This is a genomic window from Enterobacter sp. Cy-643 (assembly GCF_011752815.1).
GTDB lineage: Bacteria > Pseudomonadota > Gammaproteobacteria > Enterobacterales > Enterobacteriaceae > Cedecea.
Genome location: NZ_VWWV01000002.1, coordinates 103230 through 125273 on the forward strand (window position 1 = coordinate 103230; position 22044 = coordinate 125273).

Genomic DNA, 22044 nt, shown 5'->3' on the forward strand with positions numbered 1-22044 from the left:
ATGCAACGTGTCACTATCACTCTCGATGACGATTTACTGGAAACACTGGACGGCCTGAGCCAGCGCCGTGGCTACAATAACCGTTCTGAAGCAATCCGCGACATTCTGCGCGGCGCGCTGGCGCAGGAAACCGTCCAGGAACACAGCACTCAGGGCTTTGCGGTGCTCTCGTACGTTTATGAACACGAGAAACGCGATTTAGCCAGCCGGATCGTCTCCACCCAGCACCATCATCACGATTTGTCCGTCGCCACGCTGCACGTCCACGTCAACCACGACGATTGCCTGGAAATTGCTGTGCTGAAAGGCAACATGGGGGACGTTCAGCATTTTGCCGACGATGTGATTTCCCAGCGCGGCGTTCGCCACGGTCATTTGCAGTGTTTGCCTGAAATAAAATGAACATTACATCGCCGCAAAATAGCTTAGGTGAATGACACCGCAACCAACGATATTTTATGTAGAAAGCTGCCTGGAGCCCCCTCAAAATACCTGCGTTACATAACGTCGGTTTCTGGCACAGAGCGGACAAGCTAACCGGGTTGACGATCCGCTGTGCGGCAGGTGCGGACGAATGTACATCATTAGCCAGTAGTGCTAAGGGGAAGCTAATGCTCACCAATAGCGAGAACATAAATAACCACTCATCAAAATCATTTCTCTGCCGATATATTATGACGGTGTATTTAGGCTGAAAAGAGAGCATTTGTCTTCACCTGGCTATCCATTTGCAGCTTTGTTGGTTATTGCCGAATAAATTGAAGCGATAAGCTCAACAGGCGGGCGCAAAATAATCTTGATAAGGAGTGATTAAGTGGCAGTTGTTCAAATTAAGTGGGACTGGCTGAAGTGGAACTGCCGCCAGACCTGGAAAAAAGATGTTCTTCCTGTATTGCAAAGCAGAGGCGTTAGTCAGGAGGATCTTAAACGATGCGTTTATGTCATCAGGCTCGATGGCCTGTTTGCTATTGAATACCCACGCGGCATTTCTCCCACGGTGTACATCGGCGAAGGAAACTTTGAACAGCGCATTACTCAGCATAAGAACTGGCTGATGGATCTTGCGGACCTGCAAGGCGAGCATGAATTCCTCATTGGCTATTGTTTCCCTCGGGCGAGAAACGCCTCTAAGGTATATTCTGAATTCGAAGCGATGCTCATTCATGAATTCCGGGACATTTACGGCGCGGCGCCACTGCGCAACAAGCAAATGGAATTTCAAAAATCGAATCACGAGTTTCAACCAATTACTGAAATTCGTAGCGCTATCATGATTGGCAAAGGGACACGGTTTCATTGGTCGGTTAAACCGATGAAAAGTTCATCGATGTATGATGTTTACCAGCTCACTCAGGAGCAGGTTACCTCTTAATGAGATAATCTGGATAACCGACTGGTTCATGAGGACAACAAATAGTGTCATTCAATAATAAAAACCTGTTTATTACTCTCTTATCCCTCTGCACATTTCAGACTTATGCAGCACAATGCACTGTGGAAACCCTCGCTAAAAACAAACTGAACAACTTCATCCTTCTTAGTCAGCAGGCAAGAACTGAAACGCCCAAATCTGTATCAGTCACTATTGATAGCCCTGATGGATATCTCCGCACATCGCTTCAAAGCAACTTCAGTCAATGCGGTGAGCTAATGAGCAGCCATATGAAAGAGGTCAAAGCCTCAACGGGCCAGAACGGCATTTTCACGGCAACCTCTGACATTCAGTTGAATAAAGCGGAATTTGGCTGGCGCATCCAGGTAGACTCAAACGGGGTTATAGCCGATAAAAACAGCCAGAAAACCACGCAGATATATCGGCAGACTTTTGAGGGAATGTACCAGCTTAACAGTAAAGGAATTATCAGCCACGCGCTTAATCGTTCCGTTTTCGTGGCTACAAAACCGGGAGATAAAGACAAAACCGCAGTAGGCACAATCGACTACACCATCAATTCATCAGGATTACTGGCAAGCGCGGTAAGCAAAGGAAGTATGGCGATAGATAATAATACGATTGTATATAGCTATGATGATAATCATCGCCTGATCAAAACCCAATCACCTTCAACCATAGAAGAGTATGGCTATGATAACGAGGGTCGTGAGTTGACCCTAAGCAAGACCCAGACGTATTTCACGATTGAAAAAAACCTGACCACCTGCAAGGAGTGGAACTCACATGGAGAGTGTACACATGCCAATATGGATATCACGATCGCCCCAACCGATCGGACAGGAAAACAGTATGTGGACAAACATAACGCCGTAATGACGGCGAAATATGAATACTGGAACTGACTGACTAAACGGAAAGTCCGCTTTGTGCGAGGAGCGGACATTAACACCTAAGCGAAGAGGTTTTCTTTAGCTGGTCTCAGTAACGAAATGAGCGATTCGAGCGCAGTGTTATGCGCCACGCACTGCCAAGCGGATTGTTGACTGATACCAACCAGAACCTTCTGCAATAATTTTCTCCTCAACGCTCATGATGGGATGCATTTCGATTTCCGAGACTGTTACTTTTGTGTCAAGCCCATATTTTTTCGAAAGTTCTAAAACTTCATTTTTGAAATTTTGAACGGCAAACGGTGATATTCTTATTTCGTCTAAAAGTTCAACAAGGGAAACTGGAATTAGCTTGCCATTTACAGATGAATTGTGAAATGCACCTTCTTGAAATATAGCCCTAAATTCTTTTTCGAATTCGAAAGATGGTCTTTTGCTAAAGAAAACATCTGATTCTGGGTTGTATTGTTTTACCCAAAAATTCGAAATGTATTTTACTGGCTTTAACTGGAGTTTTTTTAAACCTTTATTCTCAAGTTGGGATTGGAGTGTTTTTTTCTTTGATTTTATGACTACACCTTTGGCCGGATTTTTGCAATACAGCTTCCACATCGCTTCAGATTCATGCTCACTGCTATGCCAGCAACTTATGTATGTATTTTCGCTGATTTCTTTCAGAGTCTTTAGATTGAATGCCATGAACATGTCCAGGTCCATGCCACCTCCATGGGTAAGGCATAGCTTTTTCTGAGTTTCAATAAATTTATCGTAGCCTATACGTCCCCAGGCAAACTCGCCTTCAAACGGATCTTCAAATTTTTTAGCTGAGCTAAAAAATAAAGCTTGCTGCTTGAGAAGCATAGAGAATTTTTCTATATCTAGGTATCGCCATATAAATTCAGTAGACACTATAACTCCTTGTGGTGTGAATCGTATTAAGCTGTTCGCCCTACACTTGAACAAAGATTAAGTAGCCTAAAAAACTCAATCATTGCATGGATGTTTGTTTGGAATAGTAACAAATTTTCTCATTACCGAGAAAGGTAAGTTACGTCCGCTCCTGGCACAGAGCGGACATTAATCCTTCACGCTATAAAACTGCAGTAAATATATTGCTCTTAGCTGAGGCAAATCACTTTCCCGGCGCACTCGCCGTCCTTAAAATCCATAATGACCAGGGCGGCACGATCCTCTGGCGCCTGAGCAATAAGTTCACCTTTTGCATTCCATGCGGCGCTTTTCCCGACGGGCTTCCAACCGCCTGAGGTGCCGCAGTAATTGGCCATTAGCGTAGGCATTGCGTAATATTTGGCGTAGTTTTTAAGCACATCGGTATCTTTCTCATAGCCGCCTGCGCTCAAAACTGAATTAATATAAATCTCAGCGCCTATCTGCACCGTTTGTTCTACATGCCTCGGCTGCCCGGCGTCTGCGCATATAGCCACGCCGACGTTAAACGTGCGGGCCGTAATAACACACGCCGCTGTGCCGGATGAAAAGTAATCAGACTCTCCGGGATGAAGATACATTTTTCGATAATAAGAAATTGGCTGCCCGGCAGAAATGACACATGCGCCAATAGCCGGTTTATTATCCTGCACATACAAAGGTGCCCCCGCCACAATGGTCATATCATGGCGGTCGGCCAATGCCTGAAGCGGCTGGAGGCAGGACTCATCGGTGAGAGCCAATTTTTCGGCTAACTCAGGCTCATAACCCGTTAAAGAAAGCTCCGGAAAAATGATCAGGTTTACATCTACCGAGGCGGCCAAAGTAATCAGCAATTCGTGACAGCGCATATTCTCTTCAATATTGCCGCGAACCGGAGCAAACTGTCCCGCGGCAATGCTTAACCTTTCCCGAATAACGTTCATACTTATCCCCGCAATATTTTTACAATCATCGGCTAAAATCTTAAAACAAACACCTTGCCTCATATCCCGGCAGCCCCAATGTTCTTTTGGCGCAGGGGTGGTAATCACCATCCAAAACCGAACAATAAAAACGGGAACCCTGAGGTTCCCGTTGTCACATCACCAGCAGAGCTGATTACATGTGTTTAATGATAGCGTCGCCAAATTCTGAACATTTCAGCAGCTTAGCGCCATCCATCAGACGCTCGAAGTCATAGGTTACGGTCTTAGCTTCGATAGCGCCTTCCATACCCTTAACGATCAGGTCTGCCGCTTCGAACCATTCCATATGACGCAGCATCATTTCTGCGGACAGAATGATGGAGCCTGGGTTTACTTTGTCCTGGCCTGCGTACTTAGGTGCGGTACCGTGGGTCGCTTCGAACAGCGCGCAGTCGTCACCGATGTTTGCGCCCGGGGCGATACCGATGCCGCCAACCTGTGCTGCCAGGGCATCAGAAATGTAGTCCCCGTTCAGGTTCATACAGGCGATCACGTCGTATTCCGCAGGACGCAGCAGGATCTGCTGCAGGAACGCATCGGCGATCACGTCTTTAACAACGATCTCTTTGCCGGTGTTCGGGTTCTTGATTTTCACCCACGGGCCGCCGTCGATCAGCTCGCCGCCGAACTCTTCGCGAGCCAGCTGGTAGCCCCAGTCTTTGAACGCGCCTTCGGTGAACTTCATAATGTTGCCTTTGTGCACCAGGGTCACGGAATCACGGTCGTTGGTGATCGCGTATTCGATGGCCGCACGTACCAGGCGTTTGGTGCCTTCTTCAGAGCAAGGCTTGATGCCGATCCCGCAGTGCTCAGGGAAGCGAATTTTCTTCACGCCCATTTCGTCACGCAGGAACTTGATAACCTTGTCCGCTTCGGCGCTGTCCGCTTTCCACTCGATGCCCGCATAGATATCTTCGGAGTTCTCACGGAAGATAACCATGTCGGTCAGTTCAGGCTGTTTAACCGGGCTTGGGGTACCCTGGTAGTAACGTACCGGGCGCAGGCAAACGTACAGGTCCAGCTGCTGACGCAGGGCAACGTTCAGGGAGCGAATACCGCCGCCGACTGGGGTAGTCAGTGGGCCTTTGATGGCCACGCGATAGTCGCGAATCAGGTCCAGAGTTTCTTCTGGCAGCCAGACGTCCTGGCCATAAACTTGGGTAGATTTTTCGCCGGTGTAGATTTCCATCCAGGAAATTTTCCGCTCGCCGTTGTAGGCTTTTGCCACGGCAGCATCCACCACTTTAATCATGGCAGGAGTTACGTCCACACCGATACCGTCCCCTTCAATGAACGGGATCACCGGGTTGTGAGGAACGTTGATTTTGCCATTTTGCAGGGTGATCTTTTTACCTTCCGCCGGAACGACTACTTTGCTTTCCATTCACCTCTCCTTCGAGCGCTTCTGGTTTTTTGTTAATGATTTGTAATTTGCGGGCTCATACTACTGCAATATCGGGCTCGCGCCAATCACTCATGTTTTCCGTTATAATGCGTCAATCCACCCGCGCTGAAAACACTATGAACAAAACTTCTTTTAGGAATCACCAAGTTAAACGATTCAGCAATCCACAAGTCGCCAGGCGCAAGAAACCTGACGGTCCAAAGAAGCTGGTTATCTTCAATAAGCCCTACGATGTGCTGCCGCAGTTCACCGACGAAGCCGGGCGCAGCACACTAAAGGATTACATTCCTTTACAAGGCATCTATGCCGCGGGGCGATTAGATCGCGACAGCGAAGGGCTGCTGGTGCTCACCAACGACGGAGCATTGCAGGCGAAACTGACCCAGCCGGGCAAACGCACCGGCAAAATCTATTACGTGCAGGTGGAAGGCGAGCCAACGGAGGAAGCCCTGAATGCCCTGCGCAACGGCGTCGAGCTGAACGACGGCCCCACGCTGCCGGCAGGCGCCGAGCTGGTCGCCGAGCCAGAGTGGCTGTGGCCGCGCAACCCGCCGATTCGCGAACGCAAGGCGATCCCCACCAGCTGGCTGAAGATCACGCTTTATGAAGGCCGTAACCGCCAGGTTCGCCGTATGACGGCGCACGTGGGCTACCCTACCCTACGCCTGATTCGCTATGCCATGGGCGACTACACGCTGGAAGGCCTGGCCAACGGCGAGTGGCGCGAAGTCCCCCCGGAGCAACTGAAATGAAAAAGATACTGCTGCTGAGCTTACTGCTCGGCTCCACGGCCGCAGGCGCGGCAAGCTTTGACTGCGCCAAAGCCAATGCGCCAGATGAAAAAGCGATTTGTGCCCACCGGGCGCTGAATGATAAAGACGTCGAAATGGCCACCAAATATCAGTTCTTAAAAGGGCTGTTTGCCATGGGTGGCCAGGGTGCCATGCAGGATCAGCAGCAAGCCTGGCTCAAAGAGCGCCAGAGCTGCGGGTCTAACGTCGCCTGCCTGACCACGCAGTACAACAAACGCATCAGCGCGCTGGATGCCATTTACGCCAAAATCGACAAACCGCTTTAACCCAGGAGAAGCGATGTTTAAGCCGCACGTCACCGTGGCCTGCGTTGTTCAGGCCGAAGGTCAGTTTTTAGTCGTCGAAGAAACCATTCGGGGTAAGGCGCTGTGGAATCAGCCCGCCGGGCACCTCGAAGCCGACGAAACGCTGCTTGAAGCCGCGAAGCGCGAGCTGTGGGAAGAAACGGGCATTCGCGCCGAACCGCAGAGCTTTATCCGCATGCACCAGTGGATCGCCCCGGACAACACGCCTTTCCTGCGCTTCCTGTTTGCTATCGATCTGGATAAGCAGCTGCCAACCACCCCGCACGACAGCGATATCGACCGCTGCCTGTGGCTCGATGCCGAAGCCATTATCCATGCGGCAAATCTGCGCTCGCCGCTGGTAGCGGAAAGCATCCGCTGTTACCAGCAGGAGCCGCGTTATCCCCTGTCGGTGCTGGGGGCTTTTAACTGGCCGTTTACAGAGGGTGTCAAGTAGCGGCCTGCGTGATAGAATACGCCGCTTTGAAGTTCAATGTCGTGAGTCTCTCCATGTCTGATACCAGCCAGAAAAAAGTGATCGTCGGGATGTCCGGCGGCGTCGATTCCTCCGTTTCCGCTTACCTGCTGATGCAGCAGGGCTATAAGGTGGAAGGCCTGTTCATGAAGAACTGGGAAGAAGACGATGGCGAGGAGTACTGCACCGCAGCGGAAGATTTAGCCGATGCGCAGGCCGTTTGCGACAAGCTGGGCATTGAACTGCACACCGTTAACTTTGCCGCAGAGTACTGGGACAACGTGTTCGAACTGTTCCTCGAAGAGTACAAAGCCGGGCGCACGCCAAACCCGGATATCCTCTGCAACAAAGAGATCAAATTTAAAGCCTTCCTGGAATTTGCCGCCGAAGATTTAGGTGCCGACTACATTGCTACCGGCCACTACGTGCGTCGCGCTGACGTGAACGGTAAAAGCCAACTGCTGCGCGGCCTGGACGGCAACAAAGACCAGAGCTACTTCCTCTATACGCTGAGCCACAAACAGATTGCCCAAAGCCTGTTCCCGGTCGGCGAGCTGGAAAAACCAGAAGTGCGTCGCATTGCCGAAGAGCTGGATCTGGTCACCGCGAAGAAAAAAGATTCCACCGGCATCTGTTTCATCGGCGAGCGCAAGTTCCGCGACTTCCTGGGCCGCTACCTGCCAGCCCAGCCGGGTAAAATTATTACCGTGGACGGCGAAACCGTCGGCGAGCACCAGGGGCTGATGTATCACACCCTTGGTCAGCGTAAAGGCCTCGGCATCGGCGGCACCAAAGAAGGGTCTGAAGATCCGTGGTACGTGGTCGATAAAGACGTCGCCAACAATATTCTTATCGTCGCGCAGGGGCACGATCACCCGCGTCTGATGTCGGTCGGGCTGATTGCCCAGCAGCTTCACTGGGTGGATCGCGAGCCGCTAACCGCGCCGCTGAGCTGCACGGTGAAAACCCGCTACCGCCAGACGGATATCCCCTGCACGATTACGCCGCTGGACGATGAACGCATAGAAGTGCGTTTTGAAGAGCCGGTGGCCGCCGTCACCCCAGGCCAGTCCGCGGTGTTCTACCTCGGCGAAGTGTGCCTGGGCGGCGGCATTATCGAGCAGCGTTTGCCGCTCGTCAGTTAATTACACACAAGGACGCAGCCTGGTGGCTAAAAACTACTACGACATTACTCTCGCGCTGGCCGGCATTTGCCAGTCAGCCCGTCTGGTTCAGCAGTTGGCACATCAGGGTCATTGCGACAGCGACGCGCTTCACGTCTCGCTCAACAGCGTGATTGACCAGAACCCAGGCTCAACCCTGGATGTTTTTGGCGGCAACGAAGCTAACCTTAAGCTCGGGCTTGAAACTCTGCTGGGCGTGCTGAACGCCAGCAGCCGCCAGGGCATGAACGCCGAGCTGACGCGCTATACGCTCAGCCTGATGGTGCTGGAGCGTAAACTCCATACCGCCAAAGGCGCGATGGACACGCTCGGCAGCAAAATTAACGGCCTGCAGCGCCAGCTGGAACACTTCGATCTTGAGTCCGACACGCTGTTAAGCGCCATGGCCGGGATCTACGTGGATGTCATCAGCCCGCTTGGCCCGCGTATTCAGGTCACCGGTTCGCCTGCCGTGCTGCAAAGCCCGCAGGTGCAAAGTAAAGTACGCGCCGCGCTGCTGGCCGGGATCCGTGCCGCCGTGCTGTGGCATCAGGTTGGCGGTGGCCGCCTGCAGTTAATGTTTTCTCGTCGTCGCCTGACCGATCAGGCCAAACAAATTCTTGCTCATTTTTAACCTCTCAGGAGTTGTTATGGAATTATCCTCACTGACCGCCGTTTCCCCCGTCGACGGGCGCTACGGCGACAAAGTCAGCGCTCTGCGCGCTATTTTCAGCGAATTCGGTCTGCTGAAATTCCGCGTACAGGTCGAAGTACGTTGGCTGCAAAAGCTGGCCGCGCACGCAGCGATCAAGGAAGTTCCTGCTTTTGATGCGGACGCAAACGGTTACCTTGATAAAATCGTCGCTGAGTTTAGCGAGGCTGACGCCGCACGCATCAAAACCATCGAGCGCACCACCAACCACGATGTGAAAGCGGTGGAATACTTCCTGAAAGAAAAAGTGGAAGCGATCCCTGCCCTGCACGCGGTGTCCGAATTTATTCACTTCGCCTGTACTTCAGAAGACATCAACAACCTGTCCCACGCGCTGATGCTGGATACCGCGCGCAAAGACGTGGTGCTGCCGTACTGGCGTAAGATCATTGACGCGGTGAAAGACCTGGCGGTGCAGTACCGCGACATCCCGCTGCTGTCCCGTACCCACGGCCAGCCTGCAACCCCATCTACCATGGGGAAAGAGATGGCAAACGTCGCATACCGTATGGAGCGCCAGTTCCGCCAGCTCGGCAACGTTGAGATCCTCGGTAAAATCAACGGCGCGGTCGGCAACTACAACGCCCACATCGCCGCTTACCCGGAAGTTGACTGGCACCAGTTCAGCGAAGAATTCGTGACTTCTCTGGGCATTCAGTGGAACCCGTACACCACCCAGATCGAACCGCACGACTATATTGCCGAGCTGTTTGACTGCATCGCGCGCTTCAACACCATCCTGATCGACTTCGACCGCGACGTGTGGGGCTACATCGCCCTGAACCACTTCAAGCAGAAGACCATCGCCGGTGAAATTGGCTCCTCCACCATGCCGCACAAGGTGAACCCGATTGACTTCGAAAACTCCGAAGGCAACCTCGGCCTGTCCAACGCCGTGCTGCAGCACCTGGCAAGCAAACTGCCGGTTTCCCGCTGGCAGCGCGACCTGACCGACTCCACCGTGCTGCGTAACCTGGGCGTGGGCGTTGGCTACGCGCTGATCGCCTACCAGTCCACGCTGAAGGGCGTGAGCAAGCTGGAAGTGAACCGCGATCGCCTGCTGGACGAACTGGATCACAACTGGGAAGTGCTGGCTGAGCCGATTCAGACCGTGATGCGCCGCTACGGCATCGAAAAACCGTACGAGAAGCTGAAAGAGCTGACTCGCGGTAAGCGCGTTGACGCCGAAGGCATGAAACAGTTTATCGACAGCCTCGAGCTGCCGGAAGAAGAGAAAACCCGCCTGAAAGCCATGACGCCTGCCAACTATATTGGCCGGGCCATTACCATGGTTGACGAGCTGAAGTAATGAAAACGGCCCTCTTCGGAGGGCTTTTTTTTGCCTGCAGTTTGCCCCCTCACCCCGGCCCTCTCCCCAGAGGAGCGAGGGGGAAAACACGTAACAAGGTATATTTTTTCATCCCCTCTCCCTCTGGGAGAGGGTTAGGGTGAGGGTCTCCCGCCGAATGGGATTGTTGACCCAGCGTTAATCTCCATAAGGGCATTGTTTATACGAGGTTTATTTCCTGTCATTAATAATTAGCGCTAAACTATCAATACTATGAATGGATTGAGGAAATACAATGCGCGTACTGGTCGTGGAAGATAATGCCCTGCTGCGTCATCACCTTAAGGTACAGCTGCGTGAAGCAGGCCACCAGGTGGATGCGGCCGAGGATGCCAAAGAGGCAGACTATTTCCTGAATGAACATACCCCGGATATCGCGATTGTTGACTTAGGCCTGCCGGATGAAGACGGTATGAGCCTGATCCGCCGCTGGCGCAGCCACGACGTGACCATTCCCATTCTGGTGCTAACCGCCCGGGAAGGCTGGCAGGACAAAGTTGAAGTTCTGGGCGCCGGGGCCGATGACTACGTCACCAAACCTTTCCATCTGGAAGAGGTTGTTGCCCGCATGCAGGCGCTGATGCGCCGTAATAGCGGCCTGGCCTCGCAGGTGATTTCCCTGCCGCCGTTCCAGGTCGATTTGTCCCGCCGTGAGCTGTCGATTAACGACAACCTGATCAAGCTCACCGCGTTTGAATACACCATCATGGAAACCATCATCCGCAACGCCGGAAAAGTGGTGAGCAAAGATTCGCTGATGCTGCAGCTCTACCCGGACGCCGAGCTGCGAGAGAGCCACACTATTGACGTGCTGATGGGCCGTTTACGTAAAAAAATTCAGGCCGAATACCCGCAGGAAGTGATCACCACCGTGCGCGGGCAGGGCTACAGGTTCGATCTCCACTAAATGCTGAACATCTTTCGACATATTCTGCCGCTTTCGCTGCGGGTTCGCTTCTTACTGGCCACCGCCGCCGTTGTGATGGTGCTGTCCCTGGCCTATGGCCTGGTGGCGCTGGTTGGCTACAGCGTCAGCTTCGATAAAACCACCTTCCGCCTGCTGCGCGGGGAAAGTAACCTGTTCTATACGCTCTCCAGCTGGAAGGACGGCAAGCTGCAGGTTGACTTGCCCGACAACATCAGCATCCAAAGCCCGACCATGGCGCTGATTTATGACGAGCACGGCAAACTGCTGTGGATGCAGCGTAACGTCCCGGATGTGGTGCAACAGATCCAGAAAGAGTGGCTGACCGGCAACGGCTTCCACGAGCTGGAGGCCGACTACGCCACCAGCACCGCCCTGCTGGATAACGACAAAGACCGCCTCGCCCAGCTGAAAGACATGCACGATGACGAGAGCGACGACGGCTATGAAATGACCCACTCAGTGGCGGTCAACCTCTACCCGGCCACCGCGCGGATGCCTGCCCTGACCGTGGTGGTGGTGGACACCATTCCTATCGAGCTAAAACGCTCTTACATGGTGTGGAGCTGGTTTATTTACGTCCTGCTGGCCAACCTGCTGCTGGTGGTGCCGCTGCTGTGGCTGGCCGCCTGGTGGAGCCTGCGCCCAATTCAGGAACTGGCGCAGGAAGTGCGCGAGCTGGAAAAACACGACCGCGACAGCCTGAACCCGGAAACAACCCGCGAGCTGACAAGCCTTGTACGTAACCTTAACCAGCTGCTGCGCACCGAACGCGATCGCCACGACAAGTACCGCACCACGCTGACGGACTTAACGCACAGCCTGAAAACCCCGCTCGCCGTGCTGCAGTCGACCCTGCGGTCGTTGCGAACCGACAAGATGAACGTCGAGCAGGCCGAACCGGTGATGCTGGAGCAGATCAGCCGCATCTCGCAGCAGATCGGCTACTACCTGCATCGCGCCAGCATGCGCGGCAACAGCGCCCTGCTCAGCCGGGAGCTGCATTCCGTTGCGCCGCTGCTGGACAACCTGTGCTCGGCGCTGAACAAGGTTTACCAGCGCAAAGGGGTGAACATCACGCTGGACGTTTCGCCGGAGATTACCTTTATCGGCGAGCAAAATGACTTTATGGAAGTGATGGGCAACCTGCTGGATAACGCCTGTAAATACTGCCTCGAGTTTGTGGAAGTGACCGCCCGCCAGACCGACGACGCGCTGCACCTGATCGTGGAAGACGACGGCCCCGGCATTCCGGAAAGCAAACGCGCCATGGTCTTCGATCGCGGCCAGCGGGCCGATACGCTGCGCCCGGGCCAGGGCGTCGGGCTGTCGGTTGCCCGCGAAATTGTCGAGCAGTACAACGGCGAGATCCAGACCAGCGCCAGCATTCTGGGCGGCGCGCGCATGGAGGTGATTTTTGCCCGCCAGCAGCCGGAACAGAATGAAGGGTGAAAGAGTCCCGTAACCCGACTCATCATTATTGATATCCAAAATAATTCGAGTTACAGGCAGGCGGCAACGCAGGGGATACCCGGGAGCTTACTTCGGTAAGTGACCGGAGTGAGCGAGGAAGCCAACGCACATGTAACTTGAAGTATGAAGGGTATATAATCTGTGACAGGCTCCTCCATTCGCAGGAAGACAATAATATGGATTATCACCTGGATTTAAACTGGCCGGACTTTATCGAACGCTACTGGCAAAAACGCCCTGTGGTGCTGAAGCGCGGCTTTAAAAACTTCATCGACCCTATTTCACCGGATGAGCTGGCTGGACTTGCCATGGAAAGCGAGGTGGACAGCCGCCTCGTGAGCCACCAGGGCGGTAAATGGCAGGTCAGCCACGGTCCGTTCCAGAGCTACGATCACCTCGGCGAAAACAACTGGTCGCTGCTGGTGCAGGCCGTGAACAACTGGCATGAACCTTCCAGCGCCCTGATGCGTCCCTTCCGCGCCCTGCCCGACTGGCGCATTGACGACCTGATGATCTCCTTCTCTGTGCCAGGCGGCGGCGTTGGCCCGCACCTGGATCAGTACGACGTGTTTATTATTCAGGGCGTTGGCCGCCGCCGCTGGCGTGTGGGCGAAAAAGTCGCCATGAAACAGCACTGTCCACACCCGGACCTGCTTCAGGTTGAGCCGTTTGACGCCATCATTGACGAAGAGATGGAGCCGGGCGACATTCTGTATATTCCGCCGGGCTTCCCGCACGAAGGCTACTCGCTGGAAAACGCCCTGAACTATTCCGTCGGCTTCCGCGCCCCAAGCGGCCGCGAGCTGATCAGCGGCTTTGCCGACTACGTGCTGCAGCGCGAGCTGGGCGGGTTACGTTACACCGACCCGGACGTACCTGAGCGCCAGCACCCGGCGGATATTCTGCCGCAGGAAATCGACAAGCTGCGCGAGATGATGCTGGACATCGTTAACCAGCCGGAGACCTTCCACAGCTGGTTTGGCGAGTTTATTACCCAGTCCCGCCACGAACTGGACGTTGCCCCGCCGGAGCCGCCTTATCAGCCGGATGAGATCTACGATGCGCTGCAACAGGGCGACAATCTGGTGCGCCTGGGCGGCCTGCGCGTGCTGCGCGTGGCCGGTGAGGTGTACGTGAACGGCGAGAAGCTCGACAGCCCGCACCGCCCGGCGGTGGAAGCGCTGGCCAGCCATATCAAGCTGGACGCGGAGAAGTTTGGCGATGCGCTGGAAGATCCTTCCTTCCTCGCGACCTTAGCCGCGCTGGTGAACAGCGGCTACTGGTTCTTCGAAGACTAAAGCCCTGCCCTGCCTTCGCCGTTTTATCGCGGCGAAGGTGGGATATTCCTGCCAACGGCGTCATTGTCACGCCGCATCCAGCCGCCAGCCCTGTAACAGCTGCACGTTCACGCTCTGCCGCACCGCCAGCGGCGCTGAATGAAACGCGCTCAGCGCCTGCCCGTCCTGCAAACGCAGCTCCAGCAGATAGCGTTCCCCCTGATAAATGCAGCTTTCGACGCTGGCAACCGGCCCGCTGCCTGCGATCTGCACATGCTCCGGACGCACCAGAACCGGCACGGTTTTATCGCGCCCCGGCTGATCCAGTCCGCCGTGCAAGGCGGCGAGATCCAGACTTTGTAAACCTGGCGAAACGGCGAGGGAAAGCACGCTGCCCTGGCCGATAAATCCCGCCACCCAGCTATTCTGCGGCTGCTGATACAGCTGCTGCGGCGTGCCCCACTGCATCAGTTCGCCCTGATGCATCACCGCGATATGGCTGGCGAGCGCCATCGCCTCCGCCTGGTCGTGCGTGACGTAGACAAACGTCGCCCCCGTGCGACGGTGAAACTCGCGAAAAGTCTGCTCCATGGTGGCGCGAAGATGGCGGTCGAGGTTCGCCAGCGGTTCATCGAGCAGAACCACGCGCGGCTCTGAGACCAGGCAACGAGCCAGCGCCACCCGCTGCCGCTGCCCGCCGCTGAGTTCCTGGGGCGAGCGCCCGAAATAGGCCCCAAGCTCCACGACCTCCAGCGCCTCCATCACTCTTTTCTGCCGCGCCGCACCGTTTACCTGACGCAGCTTCAGCGGGTAACCGACGTTTTCGCCCACGGTCATGTGCGGCCACAGGGCGTAAGACTGAAACACCATGCCCATGTCGCGCTGTTCCGGCGGAACGTGGGTGCCGCTGCCGGCCAGCAGCTTATCGCCCAGCCACAGACGCCCCCCGCTCAGCGATTCCAGTCCGGCCACAATCCGCAGCGTGGTGGTTTTGCCGCAGCCGCTCGGCCCCAGCAGAGCGGTAAACGCCCCGGACGGGATCGTCAGGCTGAGATCCTTCACCACGGCCTGTTCGCCAAAAAATTTGCTAAGTTTGTCCAGCCTCAGCTCTGCCATGGAATGACTCCTTTCGGTAAATAGCGGCCCAGCGCGCCGAGCAACAGCATCCCCACGGCGACCAGCCCCACCACCAGCACGGAAATCGCCGAGGCCATCACTTTGTCGCCGCTTTCGTCGAGGTTAAACACCACCACGCCGAGAGTTTCTTTTCCCGCACTCCAGAGCAGCGCAGAGACGGTCAGTTCGTTCACCGCAGTGAGAAACACCAGCAGCGCCCCGGCAAAAGCCGCCGGGGCCAGCAGCGGCAGCACGATGTGGCGTAAGCGTTGGGAGGCGTCGGCTCCCGCCAGGCTTGCGGCCTCTTCCATGGCCGGATCCAGCTGCAGCATGCTGGTGTGAACCGGCTTCAGGCAGACGGTAAGAAAGCGGGCCAGGTAGGCGAAGAAGATAATCGTCAGCGTACCGCTGAGACTGACGTTCAGCAGCGGCAGCGGGCGCGCAAACAGCAGAATGCAGGCGATGGCCAGCACCACGCCGGGCAGCGTGTAGGGAATGTCGATCAGGCTATGCAGCCAGCGCAAAGGCCGACTGGGGCGACGCACCAGCAGCCAGGCCAGCGGCAGGCTCAGCGCCATCAGCAGCGCGGCGGCACTGACGGAGAGCAGCAGGCTGTTGCTCAGCGCCCGCCAGGTGGCGCTTTGCTCATCAAAAATGCCAGTCCAGGCGGCAAACGTCAGCGTGTCGCCGTTGAGCGGCACGCCCAGGGTTGGCACCAGCGAGGTGGCGATCAGCGCCAGCAGCGGGGCCAGCAGCACCCCGGCCAGCACGAGCGCGAGCAGGATCTCCACCGCCAGCCGCCCTTTCCCGGCCGCAATACTTGCCGCCCGCCCGGCCATGCCGATCAGCGGCAAAGCGTAACGCCGCTGCATAATGCCCTGCAGCGTGACAATGGCGATGGCCAGCACGCCCATTAGCACCGAGAGCGAGGCCACCTCGTTCAGCATCGACGGGCCAAAGCTGGAGAGCGTCTGGTAGATGTACACGGGCAACACAAAATAAGAGATGGGGATGCCGAGCATCGCCGGGATGCCGAAGTTGCCGAGGGCGGACACAAAGGCCAGCGCCGCCCCGGCCCACAGCGCGGGTCGGCACAGCGGCAGAATAATGTCGATGAAAACGCGCCCAGAAGAAGCGCCGTTCAGCCTCGCTGCCTCAATCTGTTCCTGCGGCAAACTCTGCAGTTGCGTGCGCAGGGTCAGGAACACCAGCGGCGCGTGCTGGATGCCGAGCAGGAAAGCGATCCCCTCCGCGGAATAAAGCGGATTGGGGCTGCCAAACCCCGGCGCCAGGCCGAGGCTGTTGAGCAGCACGCTGCCGGGGCCGAACAGCTGCAGCCAGCTCAGGGCCGTGACCTGCGGCGGGATCATCATCGGCAGCATAAAGAGAAACGCCCACGCCTGGCGACCCCGGATGTTCATCAGGCCGAGGCAAAAGGCAAACAGGCTGCCCAGCAGGAGAGAAAGCAGCGCCCCCAGGCCGCTGGTATATACACTGTTCCATAGCGCGCTCCAGGTGTTTGGGTTGCTAAGCACGCGGCCCAGGCTGCTTTGGCCGCCCAGCCGCCAGTCCAGCAGCGCGGAGACCAGCAGCTGCAGGCTGGGGAGCAGGCTTAAGAGCGCAATAACGACGACAAGCAGGCGCAGCAGCCCTTTCATCAGGCTGCCGTCGTCGGGGCGGGACAATGCCGGGCTGAGCATCAATCAGCGGCTACCGAACAGGTCGGCAAACCGCTTTTTGTTCGCGTCGGTGTCCGCCAGCGCTTTGGCGGCATCAAACGGCATGATTTTGATGCTGTCGCGCGGCGGGAAGCCCTGCGGCACCGGCAGGCTGGCATCGGCCGGCAGATAGCCCTGTTTCAGCACCAGCTCCTGCCCCGCTTTGGAGAGCACGAAGTCGATAAACGCTTTCGCCGCGTCGGGATTTTTAGCGCCCTTCATCATCGCCACCGGCTCGGTGACAATGCTCACGCCCTCGGTCGGGAAGGCAAACTCAATCGGCGCACCTTTGGCTTTCTCACGGATCGCCATGTAATCGACCAGCACGCCGTAAGCCTTGCTGCCGGAGGCAATGGCGTTCATCACCGCGCCGTTGCCGCTCTGCGGCATCGCCCCGTTGGCCTTCAGTTTTTCGTAGTACTGCCAGCCCAGCGTCGGCGCGCCCATGATTGCGGCCTGATGGATCTGCGCCGCGCCGGAGTAAAGCGGGCTTGGAAGCGTGGTCATGTTCTTCAGCTCGGGTTTGAGCAAATCGAGCCACGAAGTGGGCTTGACCGGGGCTTTGCTGTGGTACGCAATGCCGGTGGTAATCAACTTGGTACCGTAGTAATAGCCGTCTTTGTCATAGAGCTGGGCATCGAAGCGCGCCGCCTCCGGCGACTTGTAGGCCGCCAGCAGGTTTTGCTGCTTGAGGGATTCCATGGTCACGCTGTCGGCAATCAGCAGCACGTCCGGCGCGGCGCCCCCGGCGGCCATTTCCGCCTGTAAGCGGGCGGTCAGCTTGCTGGTGCCGTCGCGGATCCATTTCACTTCAATATCCGGGTTCGCTTTTTCAAAGGCGCTGACGGTGGTCTGCGCGTCTTCATTGGGCTGGCTGGTGTAAAGCGTTAAGGTCGATTTTGCCAGAGCAGAAGCACTCATAACCGCCAGCATGACCGTCAACAACACATGTTTTTTCATCATTTTATGTCCCTTTTTTCCGTGGCGACGATTAAACCAGCCAAATCTGACAAGAGTATGACCGAACCCAGACTGGCAACACATCTGGCTGGCCTGAGGCACGTTAAGCGTAGCGCTTAATAGCCCTAAGAGGAGGAAAACATTATTAATCCCGGTAAATAATGGGCTGTTTTTCATTGACTGCATATTGCCTTAAATTAAATTAACAGCATCAACACTGTTATTTTAAAAAATAAGAAATCAACACATTATATATTGCACGAGCATGATGTTTTATATCAATCAAATAACAAATAAGCCAAACCCTGCACCAGGCACATATAAAAATCGTGCGCGTTTATCCGGTTGCTATAATCATCGAGCGTTTGGCGAAAAAAGTTAAACGTGGCAGGAAACATATTGCATATATTTAGTTTATTTACCCAACGTCAAATAAATATATTATATGGCATACTCCGTTTTTATTTGACACACAGCATAAATATCCATTGTGGAGAACATTGTTATGTTCAATGAAAAAGCAATCGACGCGGCAGAAGCGTACTTTAGTCAAATCCACGGCTTGAAAGGGGCTGAGCTCCTGAGTGACAAACCCCCGCTCGTTCCCGGCCTGTCTCAGGATGGCGCCGTACAATATCAAACCTATCAATTCAATGATGCCCCCGCTAATTTAAAAAAACAGGTGGAGGCTGGCCGCGTATTAATGGAACGCTTCGTTGGCGTTGCCAGCGCAGCGGTAAATAAAAAAGCCCCTAACAGTGCCGATAAATATAATTATAAAGAGTGGAAAGAAGTCACTCAGCAGCTGCTCAATGCTTTCTTTACCGATCCGGTCTCAGGCGATAAAAGCCTGGACACGTCGGTCAAAGGAATTGAAATAGCCAAAACGGTGATTGAATTTGCCTGCAGCGTTATCGCGGGGAATGTTTCTGCGTTTGCTGCCTTCCTGAAAGGCTTTGGCGACGGGCTTAGCGCAGAAATGAATAAGACCACCGCCGACTACAATTACCTGTATGCATATTCCACTCACGATTTATTCAAAGACAACAGCGGCAATATTTTCTATAAGCCCAGTTTCCTGGTCTACGGCACCTATTTCAGCCAGGCGCAAAAGAAAATAGCCACTTCATGCGGCTCTTACAATGAGGTGAACCTCAAGTTCGGGGTCAATACCGTAGGCGGTACCTTCAAAATTGAAGAGTACTTTAGCAACCCCACCTTCAAGAAACGGGTCGATGATTTCCTCGATAAATATGAAGGGAAAGCCATCGATGAGACCGACTCCTACTTCGACGGTATCTTTAATGATTCCTCCCCGGCAAAAGATTACCAGTTCAAAAAGGAGCATGCCTATTAGCCTGATTGCTTCCGGCCAAAGGATGGCCGGGCATAATGCCGTGAGCAACCCTGGCTGACTCTTGAAGGGACGGGCACCTGCTCAACGTCTCCGCCCTGGAAGAGTTACATTATGGTCAGCCCCCGTCTGGTGTACGCCGTGCCATTCGGGGGCTAATACTTTTCTAATGCAGTTTATTGAAAAAATTGAGGGGCGCGGCAATACGGCAACTGAAAAGGTAAGTGACACCGAAGGATGCCCAGCCCCGGACAAGAAGAAGCTTCAGGCTGGCGGGAGAAGTCCCCCCCTCTGGCCGCCCGAGGATAAAAGATGGCAATCTGATTAGCGCCTGCCCATACTTGGGTGAACGTTAATAGGGACATTGAGCGCAATCCCATGAGCAAATCTCTGCATACTTTCCTCCTCTCCTGCCTGTTATTTGTCGGCCTGTGTCTGACGGCCCAAAGCGGCCTGGCGGCACCAGCCGAAGGCCTGGAACCCAGCCTGAAAGAGATTGCCGGGCAGCTAAAACAATACAAGACGCAGATAGACAACATTAAGCAGCAGGTGTCGCAGACCAACACCGACAGCCGGCTGATCAAGCTGTTCGATACCACGCAAAAGCTGGGCGTGGAGGTGGATAGCCTGGCCGCGCTGCTGCAGCCAATGCACGATAAAGTGCAGGCTCAGCTGCAGGTGCTGGGGCCTGCCCCGGAGACCGCAGCGGGGAATGAAACCGCCAGCGTGTCCCGGCAGCGCAACGCGCTGAACAGCGACAAAAAGCAGATTGATGAGGCCATCAGCACCTCGCAAAGCCTGCAAACCAACATCCGCGCGCTGGGCATCCAGATTAACGATCTCCGCCGCACCTATTTTAAATCCCAGCTGGCCTCGAACAGCGGGAGCATGTTGAGCGCCACCTTCTGGCTGCAGGAAGCCGACACTCAGGCCGTGGACATCCAGCGCTTCAATGCTTTTGGCGAGCAGCTGCTGGAAACCTGGCAGGCGGCCTGGGAACCCGAGTTGTTCTGGGGCACCTGCTGGCTGCTCGTGGCTGCCGCCGCGATTGTGTTCGCTGGCTGCTACCTGATTGAGCGGCTGCTGGTCTGGATCGCCATCACCTGGCTGCCGGATGGCCGCCTGCGCCGCAGCTTTAATACGCTGGCCAGCACGGTAGTGACCATGTTTACTTTTGCGCTGGCGCTTTCCATTATGAAAAGCGCCTTTTCCCGGGGGGCAGAGTTCTCTCCTCAGGTGAGCGATTTTGTCGACGGCTTTGTGCAGCTGGCCGTGTTCTGCTCATTGATTTATGGCGCTGGCCGCGCGTTTCTGTCTCTGAATCGCCCCTCGTGGCGGCTGGTGCAGCTCGACGACAGCGTGGCGGAAAGCGTGCGTTACTTCCCGCCGCTGCTGGCCATTCTCGGCCTGCTCATTGGCTGCCTCGACCTGATTAATAATACGATTGGCGCCAGCCTCGGCACCACGATCCGCGCCAACGGGCTGATTGCTGCCGTTATGGCCAGCGTGCTGCTGGCCATGATGCTGCGCGTGCAGCACGCCCACCGGCGTCTGGAAAGAAACGGCGAGCCCGCCGAGAAGCGCTCCCGACTCGACGCCCTGGTCTGCCTGCTGGTCATGCTCGCCTCGCTGGCAATTCTGGCTTCGCTGCTGGTCGGCTACATCGCCTTCGCCCGCTACCTGACTTACCAGGTCATCTGGTTCGGCATGGTGCTGGTGGCGTTTTATTATCTGGTGACCTTTGCCACCGACTTTTTCGCCGCCGTGTTTTCACCGCACACCGCCCCCGGCCAGGGGATGAAAAAGTCGCTGCGGTTTAAAGACCGGCACCTTGAGCAGCTGGCGGTGGTGTTTACCGCCTTCACCAAATGCGCCCTGATACTCATGACCATCATCGCGCTGTTTAACGGCACCTTCGGCACCACCACCCCGAGCTTGCTTATCGGCAAGCTGGTGACGATTTTAAGCGGCGACGGGCTGAAGCAGCTGCACATCGTGCCCGGCAACCTGCTGAACGCCGTGCTTTGCCTGGTGATTGGTCTGTACATTCTGCGCGTAACCCAGCGCTGGCTCAGCCAGGAGCTGCTGCCCAAAACCATTACCGATATCGGCATTCGCGCCTCGCTGATTACGCTGTTTACCAACGTCGGCTACGTGCTGCTGATCCTCATCACCCTTGCCGCGCTGGGCATTCAGTGGAATAACCTGGCCTGGATTGTCAGCGCCCTGTCGGTGGGGATCGGCTTTGGCCTGCAGGAGATTGTGAAGAACTTTATCTCCGGCCTGATCCTGCTCACCGAACGCCCGGTCAAGGTCGGCGATATGATCGGCATCGGTGGCATTGAGGGCGACGTACGACGGATCAACGTGCGCGCCACGGAGATCCAGCTCAGCGACCGCTCAACGATGATCGTCCCCAACTCGCAGCTGATTTCCCAGAACGTGCGCAACGCCACAATGGGCAATGCCCAAGGCGTGGTCACCATCGCCCTGACCTTCCCGACCAATATTGACCCGGAACTGGTGCGCGATTTACTGCTCAGCGCCTACCAGGACTATGAGGCGATCCTCCCGACGCCTGCGCCGTATGTACGCTTCAGCCAGCTGGGGCCAGAAGGCATCATCCTGAGCGTGACCGGCTACGTCGCCAGCCCGCGCATGGTCGGCTCCAGTAAAAGCGAACTGCTGTTTAATATCCTCAAGCTGCTGCGCAAAAATGAGGTGAATCTGTCCAGCCCGCAGGAAGTTGTTTTTATGAAGCAGCGGGCGAAGGCTTTAGACGATGACGATGAGTTTTCGTCTTAAGTGAATCTAAATTTT

The 22044-nt window shown here is 55.4% G+C and carries 20 protein-coding genes; 14 read left to right on the forward strand and 6 right to left on the reverse strand.

Annotated features, from left to right (window positions below; genetic code table 11):
* The 3 genes from nikR (at window position 1) to F3J29_RS08820 (ending at window position 2298) form a co-directional block, all read left to right on the forward strand.
* A complete protein-coding gene (gene nikR / locus F3J29_RS08810; RefSeq protein WP_166865323.1) occupies window positions 1–402 on the forward strand; it encodes a nickel-responsive transcriptional regulator NikR in 402 nt (133 codons plus the stop codon).
* Between the two features lie 412 nt (window positions 403–814).
* The gene (locus F3J29_RS08815) at window positions 815–1372 is read left to right on the forward strand and encodes a hypothetical protein (RefSeq protein ID WP_102103919.1); all 558 of its coding nucleotides are present in this window, start codon (window positions 815–817) and stop codon (window positions 1370–1372) included.
* 44 nt (window positions 1373–1416) lie between these two features.
* Window positions 1417–2298 (forward strand): hypothetical protein, encoded by an 882-nt coding sequence (locus F3J29_RS08820; RefSeq protein ID WP_166865326.1) that lies wholly within the window; start codon window positions 1417–1419, stop codon window positions 2296–2298.
* 108 nt (window positions 2299–2406) lie between these two features.
* On the opposite strand, the gene F3J29_RS22855 is transcribed toward F3J29_RS08820, so the two are convergent.
* The 3 genes from F3J29_RS22855 to icd all read right to left on the reverse strand — a co-directional run bounded on the left by F3J29_RS22855 (window position 2407) and on the right by icd (window position 5586).
* Entirely contained in the window at window positions 2407–3195 is a 789-nt protein-coding gene (locus F3J29_RS22855) for a DUF2971 domain-containing protein (protein ID WP_353620547.1), read from the reverse strand.
* A 209-nt stretch (window positions 3196–3404) separates the two neighbouring features.
* Window positions 3405–4271 carry a carbon-nitrogen hydrolase family protein gene (locus F3J29_RS08830; RefSeq protein ID WP_166865329.1) on the reverse strand — a complete coding sequence of 289 codons (867 nt, stop codon included), beginning with the start codon at window positions 4269–4271 and terminating at the stop codon, window positions 3405–3407.
* 64 nt (window positions 4272–4335) lie between these two features.
* Window positions 4336–5586 carry an NADP-dependent isocitrate dehydrogenase gene (gene icd, locus F3J29_RS08835; protein WP_166865332.1) on the reverse strand — a complete coding sequence of 417 codons (1251 nt, stop codon included), beginning with the start codon at window positions 5584–5586 and terminating at the stop codon, window positions 4336–4338.
* Between the two features lie 107 nt (window positions 5587–5693).
* On the opposite strand from icd, the gene rluE reads away from it, so the two are divergent.
* The 9 genes from rluE to F3J29_RS08880 all read left to right on the forward strand — a co-directional run bounded on the left by rluE (window position 5694) and on the right by F3J29_RS08880 (window position 14097).
* Window positions 5694–6359 carry a 23S rRNA pseudouridine(2457) synthase RluE gene (gene rluE / locus F3J29_RS08840; protein WP_166865335.1) on the forward strand — a complete coding sequence of 222 codons (666 nt, stop codon included), beginning with the start codon at window positions 5694–5696 and terminating at the stop codon, window positions 6357–6359.
* On the forward strand, window positions 6356–6685 hold the full coding sequence (locus tag F3J29_RS08845) for a lysozyme inhibitor LprI family protein (protein WP_166865338.1): 330 nt from the start codon (window positions 6356–6358) through the stop codon (window positions 6683–6685). Before rluE ends, F3J29_RS08845 begins: the two co-directional genes overlap by 4 nt.
* A 13-nt stretch (window positions 6686–6698) precedes the next feature.
* A complete protein-coding gene (locus tag F3J29_RS08850) occupies window positions 6699–7160 on the forward strand; it encodes an NUDIX hydrolase (protein WP_166865341.1) in 462 nt (153 codons plus the stop codon).
* Between the two features lie 53 nt (window positions 7161–7213).
* Window positions 7214–8323 (forward strand): tRNA 2-thiouridine(34) synthase MnmA, encoded by a 1110-nt coding sequence (gene mnmA / locus F3J29_RS08855; RefSeq protein ID WP_166865344.1) that lies wholly within the window; start codon window positions 7214–7216, stop codon window positions 8321–8323.
* 22 nt (window positions 8324–8345) lie between these two features.
* Entirely contained in the window at window positions 8346–8975 is a 630-nt protein-coding gene (hflD, locus tag F3J29_RS08860; protein WP_166865347.1) for a high frequency lysogenization protein HflD, read from the forward strand.
* A 16-nt stretch (window positions 8976–8991) separates the two neighbouring features.
* The gene (gene purB, locus F3J29_RS08865; protein ID WP_085541671.1) at window positions 8992–10362 is read left to right on the forward strand and encodes an adenylosuccinate lyase; all 1371 of its coding nucleotides are present in this window, start codon (window positions 8992–8994) and stop codon (window positions 10360–10362) included.
* 274 nt (window positions 10363–10636) lie between these two features.
* Window positions 10637–11308: a two-component system response regulator PhoP gene (gene phoP / locus F3J29_RS08870; RefSeq protein WP_016535912.1), complete on the forward strand. Its 672-nt coding sequence runs from the start codon at window positions 10637–10639 to the stop codon at window positions 11306–11308.
* On the forward strand, window positions 11309–12778 hold the full coding sequence (gene phoQ, locus F3J29_RS08875) for a two-component system sensor histidine kinase PhoQ (RefSeq protein ID WP_166865350.1): 1470 nt from the start codon (window positions 11309–11311) through the stop codon (window positions 12776–12778).
* Window positions 12779–12975: 197 nt separating this feature from the next.
* A complete protein-coding gene (locus F3J29_RS08880; protein WP_166865354.1) occupies window positions 12976–14097 on the forward strand; it encodes a ribosomal protein uL16 3-hydroxylase in 1122 nt (373 codons plus the stop codon).
* A gap of 66 nt (window positions 14098–14163) precedes the next feature.
* Here F3J29_RS08880 and F3J29_RS08885 read toward each other — a convergent pair whose 3' ends face one another.
* Genes F3J29_RS08885 through F3J29_RS08895 form a run of 3 tightly spaced genes read right to left on the reverse strand, consistent with a single transcriptional unit; the run spans window position 14164 to window position 17873 of the window.
* A complete protein-coding gene (locus F3J29_RS08885; RefSeq protein ID WP_166865381.1) occupies window positions 14164–15192 on the reverse strand; it encodes an ABC transporter ATP-binding protein in 1029 nt (342 codons plus the stop codon).
* Window positions 15180–16892, reverse strand: a complete 1713-nt coding sequence (locus F3J29_RS08890; protein ID WP_166866639.1) for an ABC transporter permease — start codon at window positions 16890–16892, stop codon at window positions 15180–15182. Before F3J29_RS08890 ends, F3J29_RS08885 begins: the two co-directional genes overlap by 13 nt.
* 3 nt (window positions 16893–16895) lie before the next feature.
* Window positions 16896–17873 (reverse strand): ABC transporter substrate-binding protein, encoded by a 978-nt coding sequence (locus F3J29_RS08895; protein WP_166865384.1) that lies wholly within the window; start codon window positions 17871–17873, stop codon window positions 16896–16898.
* A 502-nt stretch (window positions 17874–18375) separates the two neighbouring features.
* Here F3J29_RS08895 and F3J29_RS08900 point away from each other — a divergent pair.
* Together F3J29_RS08900 and F3J29_RS08905 are read left to right on the forward strand one after the other, a co-directional pair.
* Complete coding sequence (locus F3J29_RS08900; protein WP_008453376.1) at window positions 18376–19227, forward strand: Evf family palmitoylated virulence factor; 852 nt, start codon at window positions 18376–18378, stop codon at window positions 19225–19227.
* Window positions 19228–19602: 375 nt separating this feature from the next.
* Window positions 19603–22029, forward strand: a complete 2427-nt coding sequence (locus tag F3J29_RS08905) for a DUF3772 domain-containing protein (RefSeq protein ID WP_166865387.1) — start codon at window positions 19603–19605, stop codon at window positions 22027–22029.
* Window positions 22030–22044 lie beyond the last annotated feature (15 nt).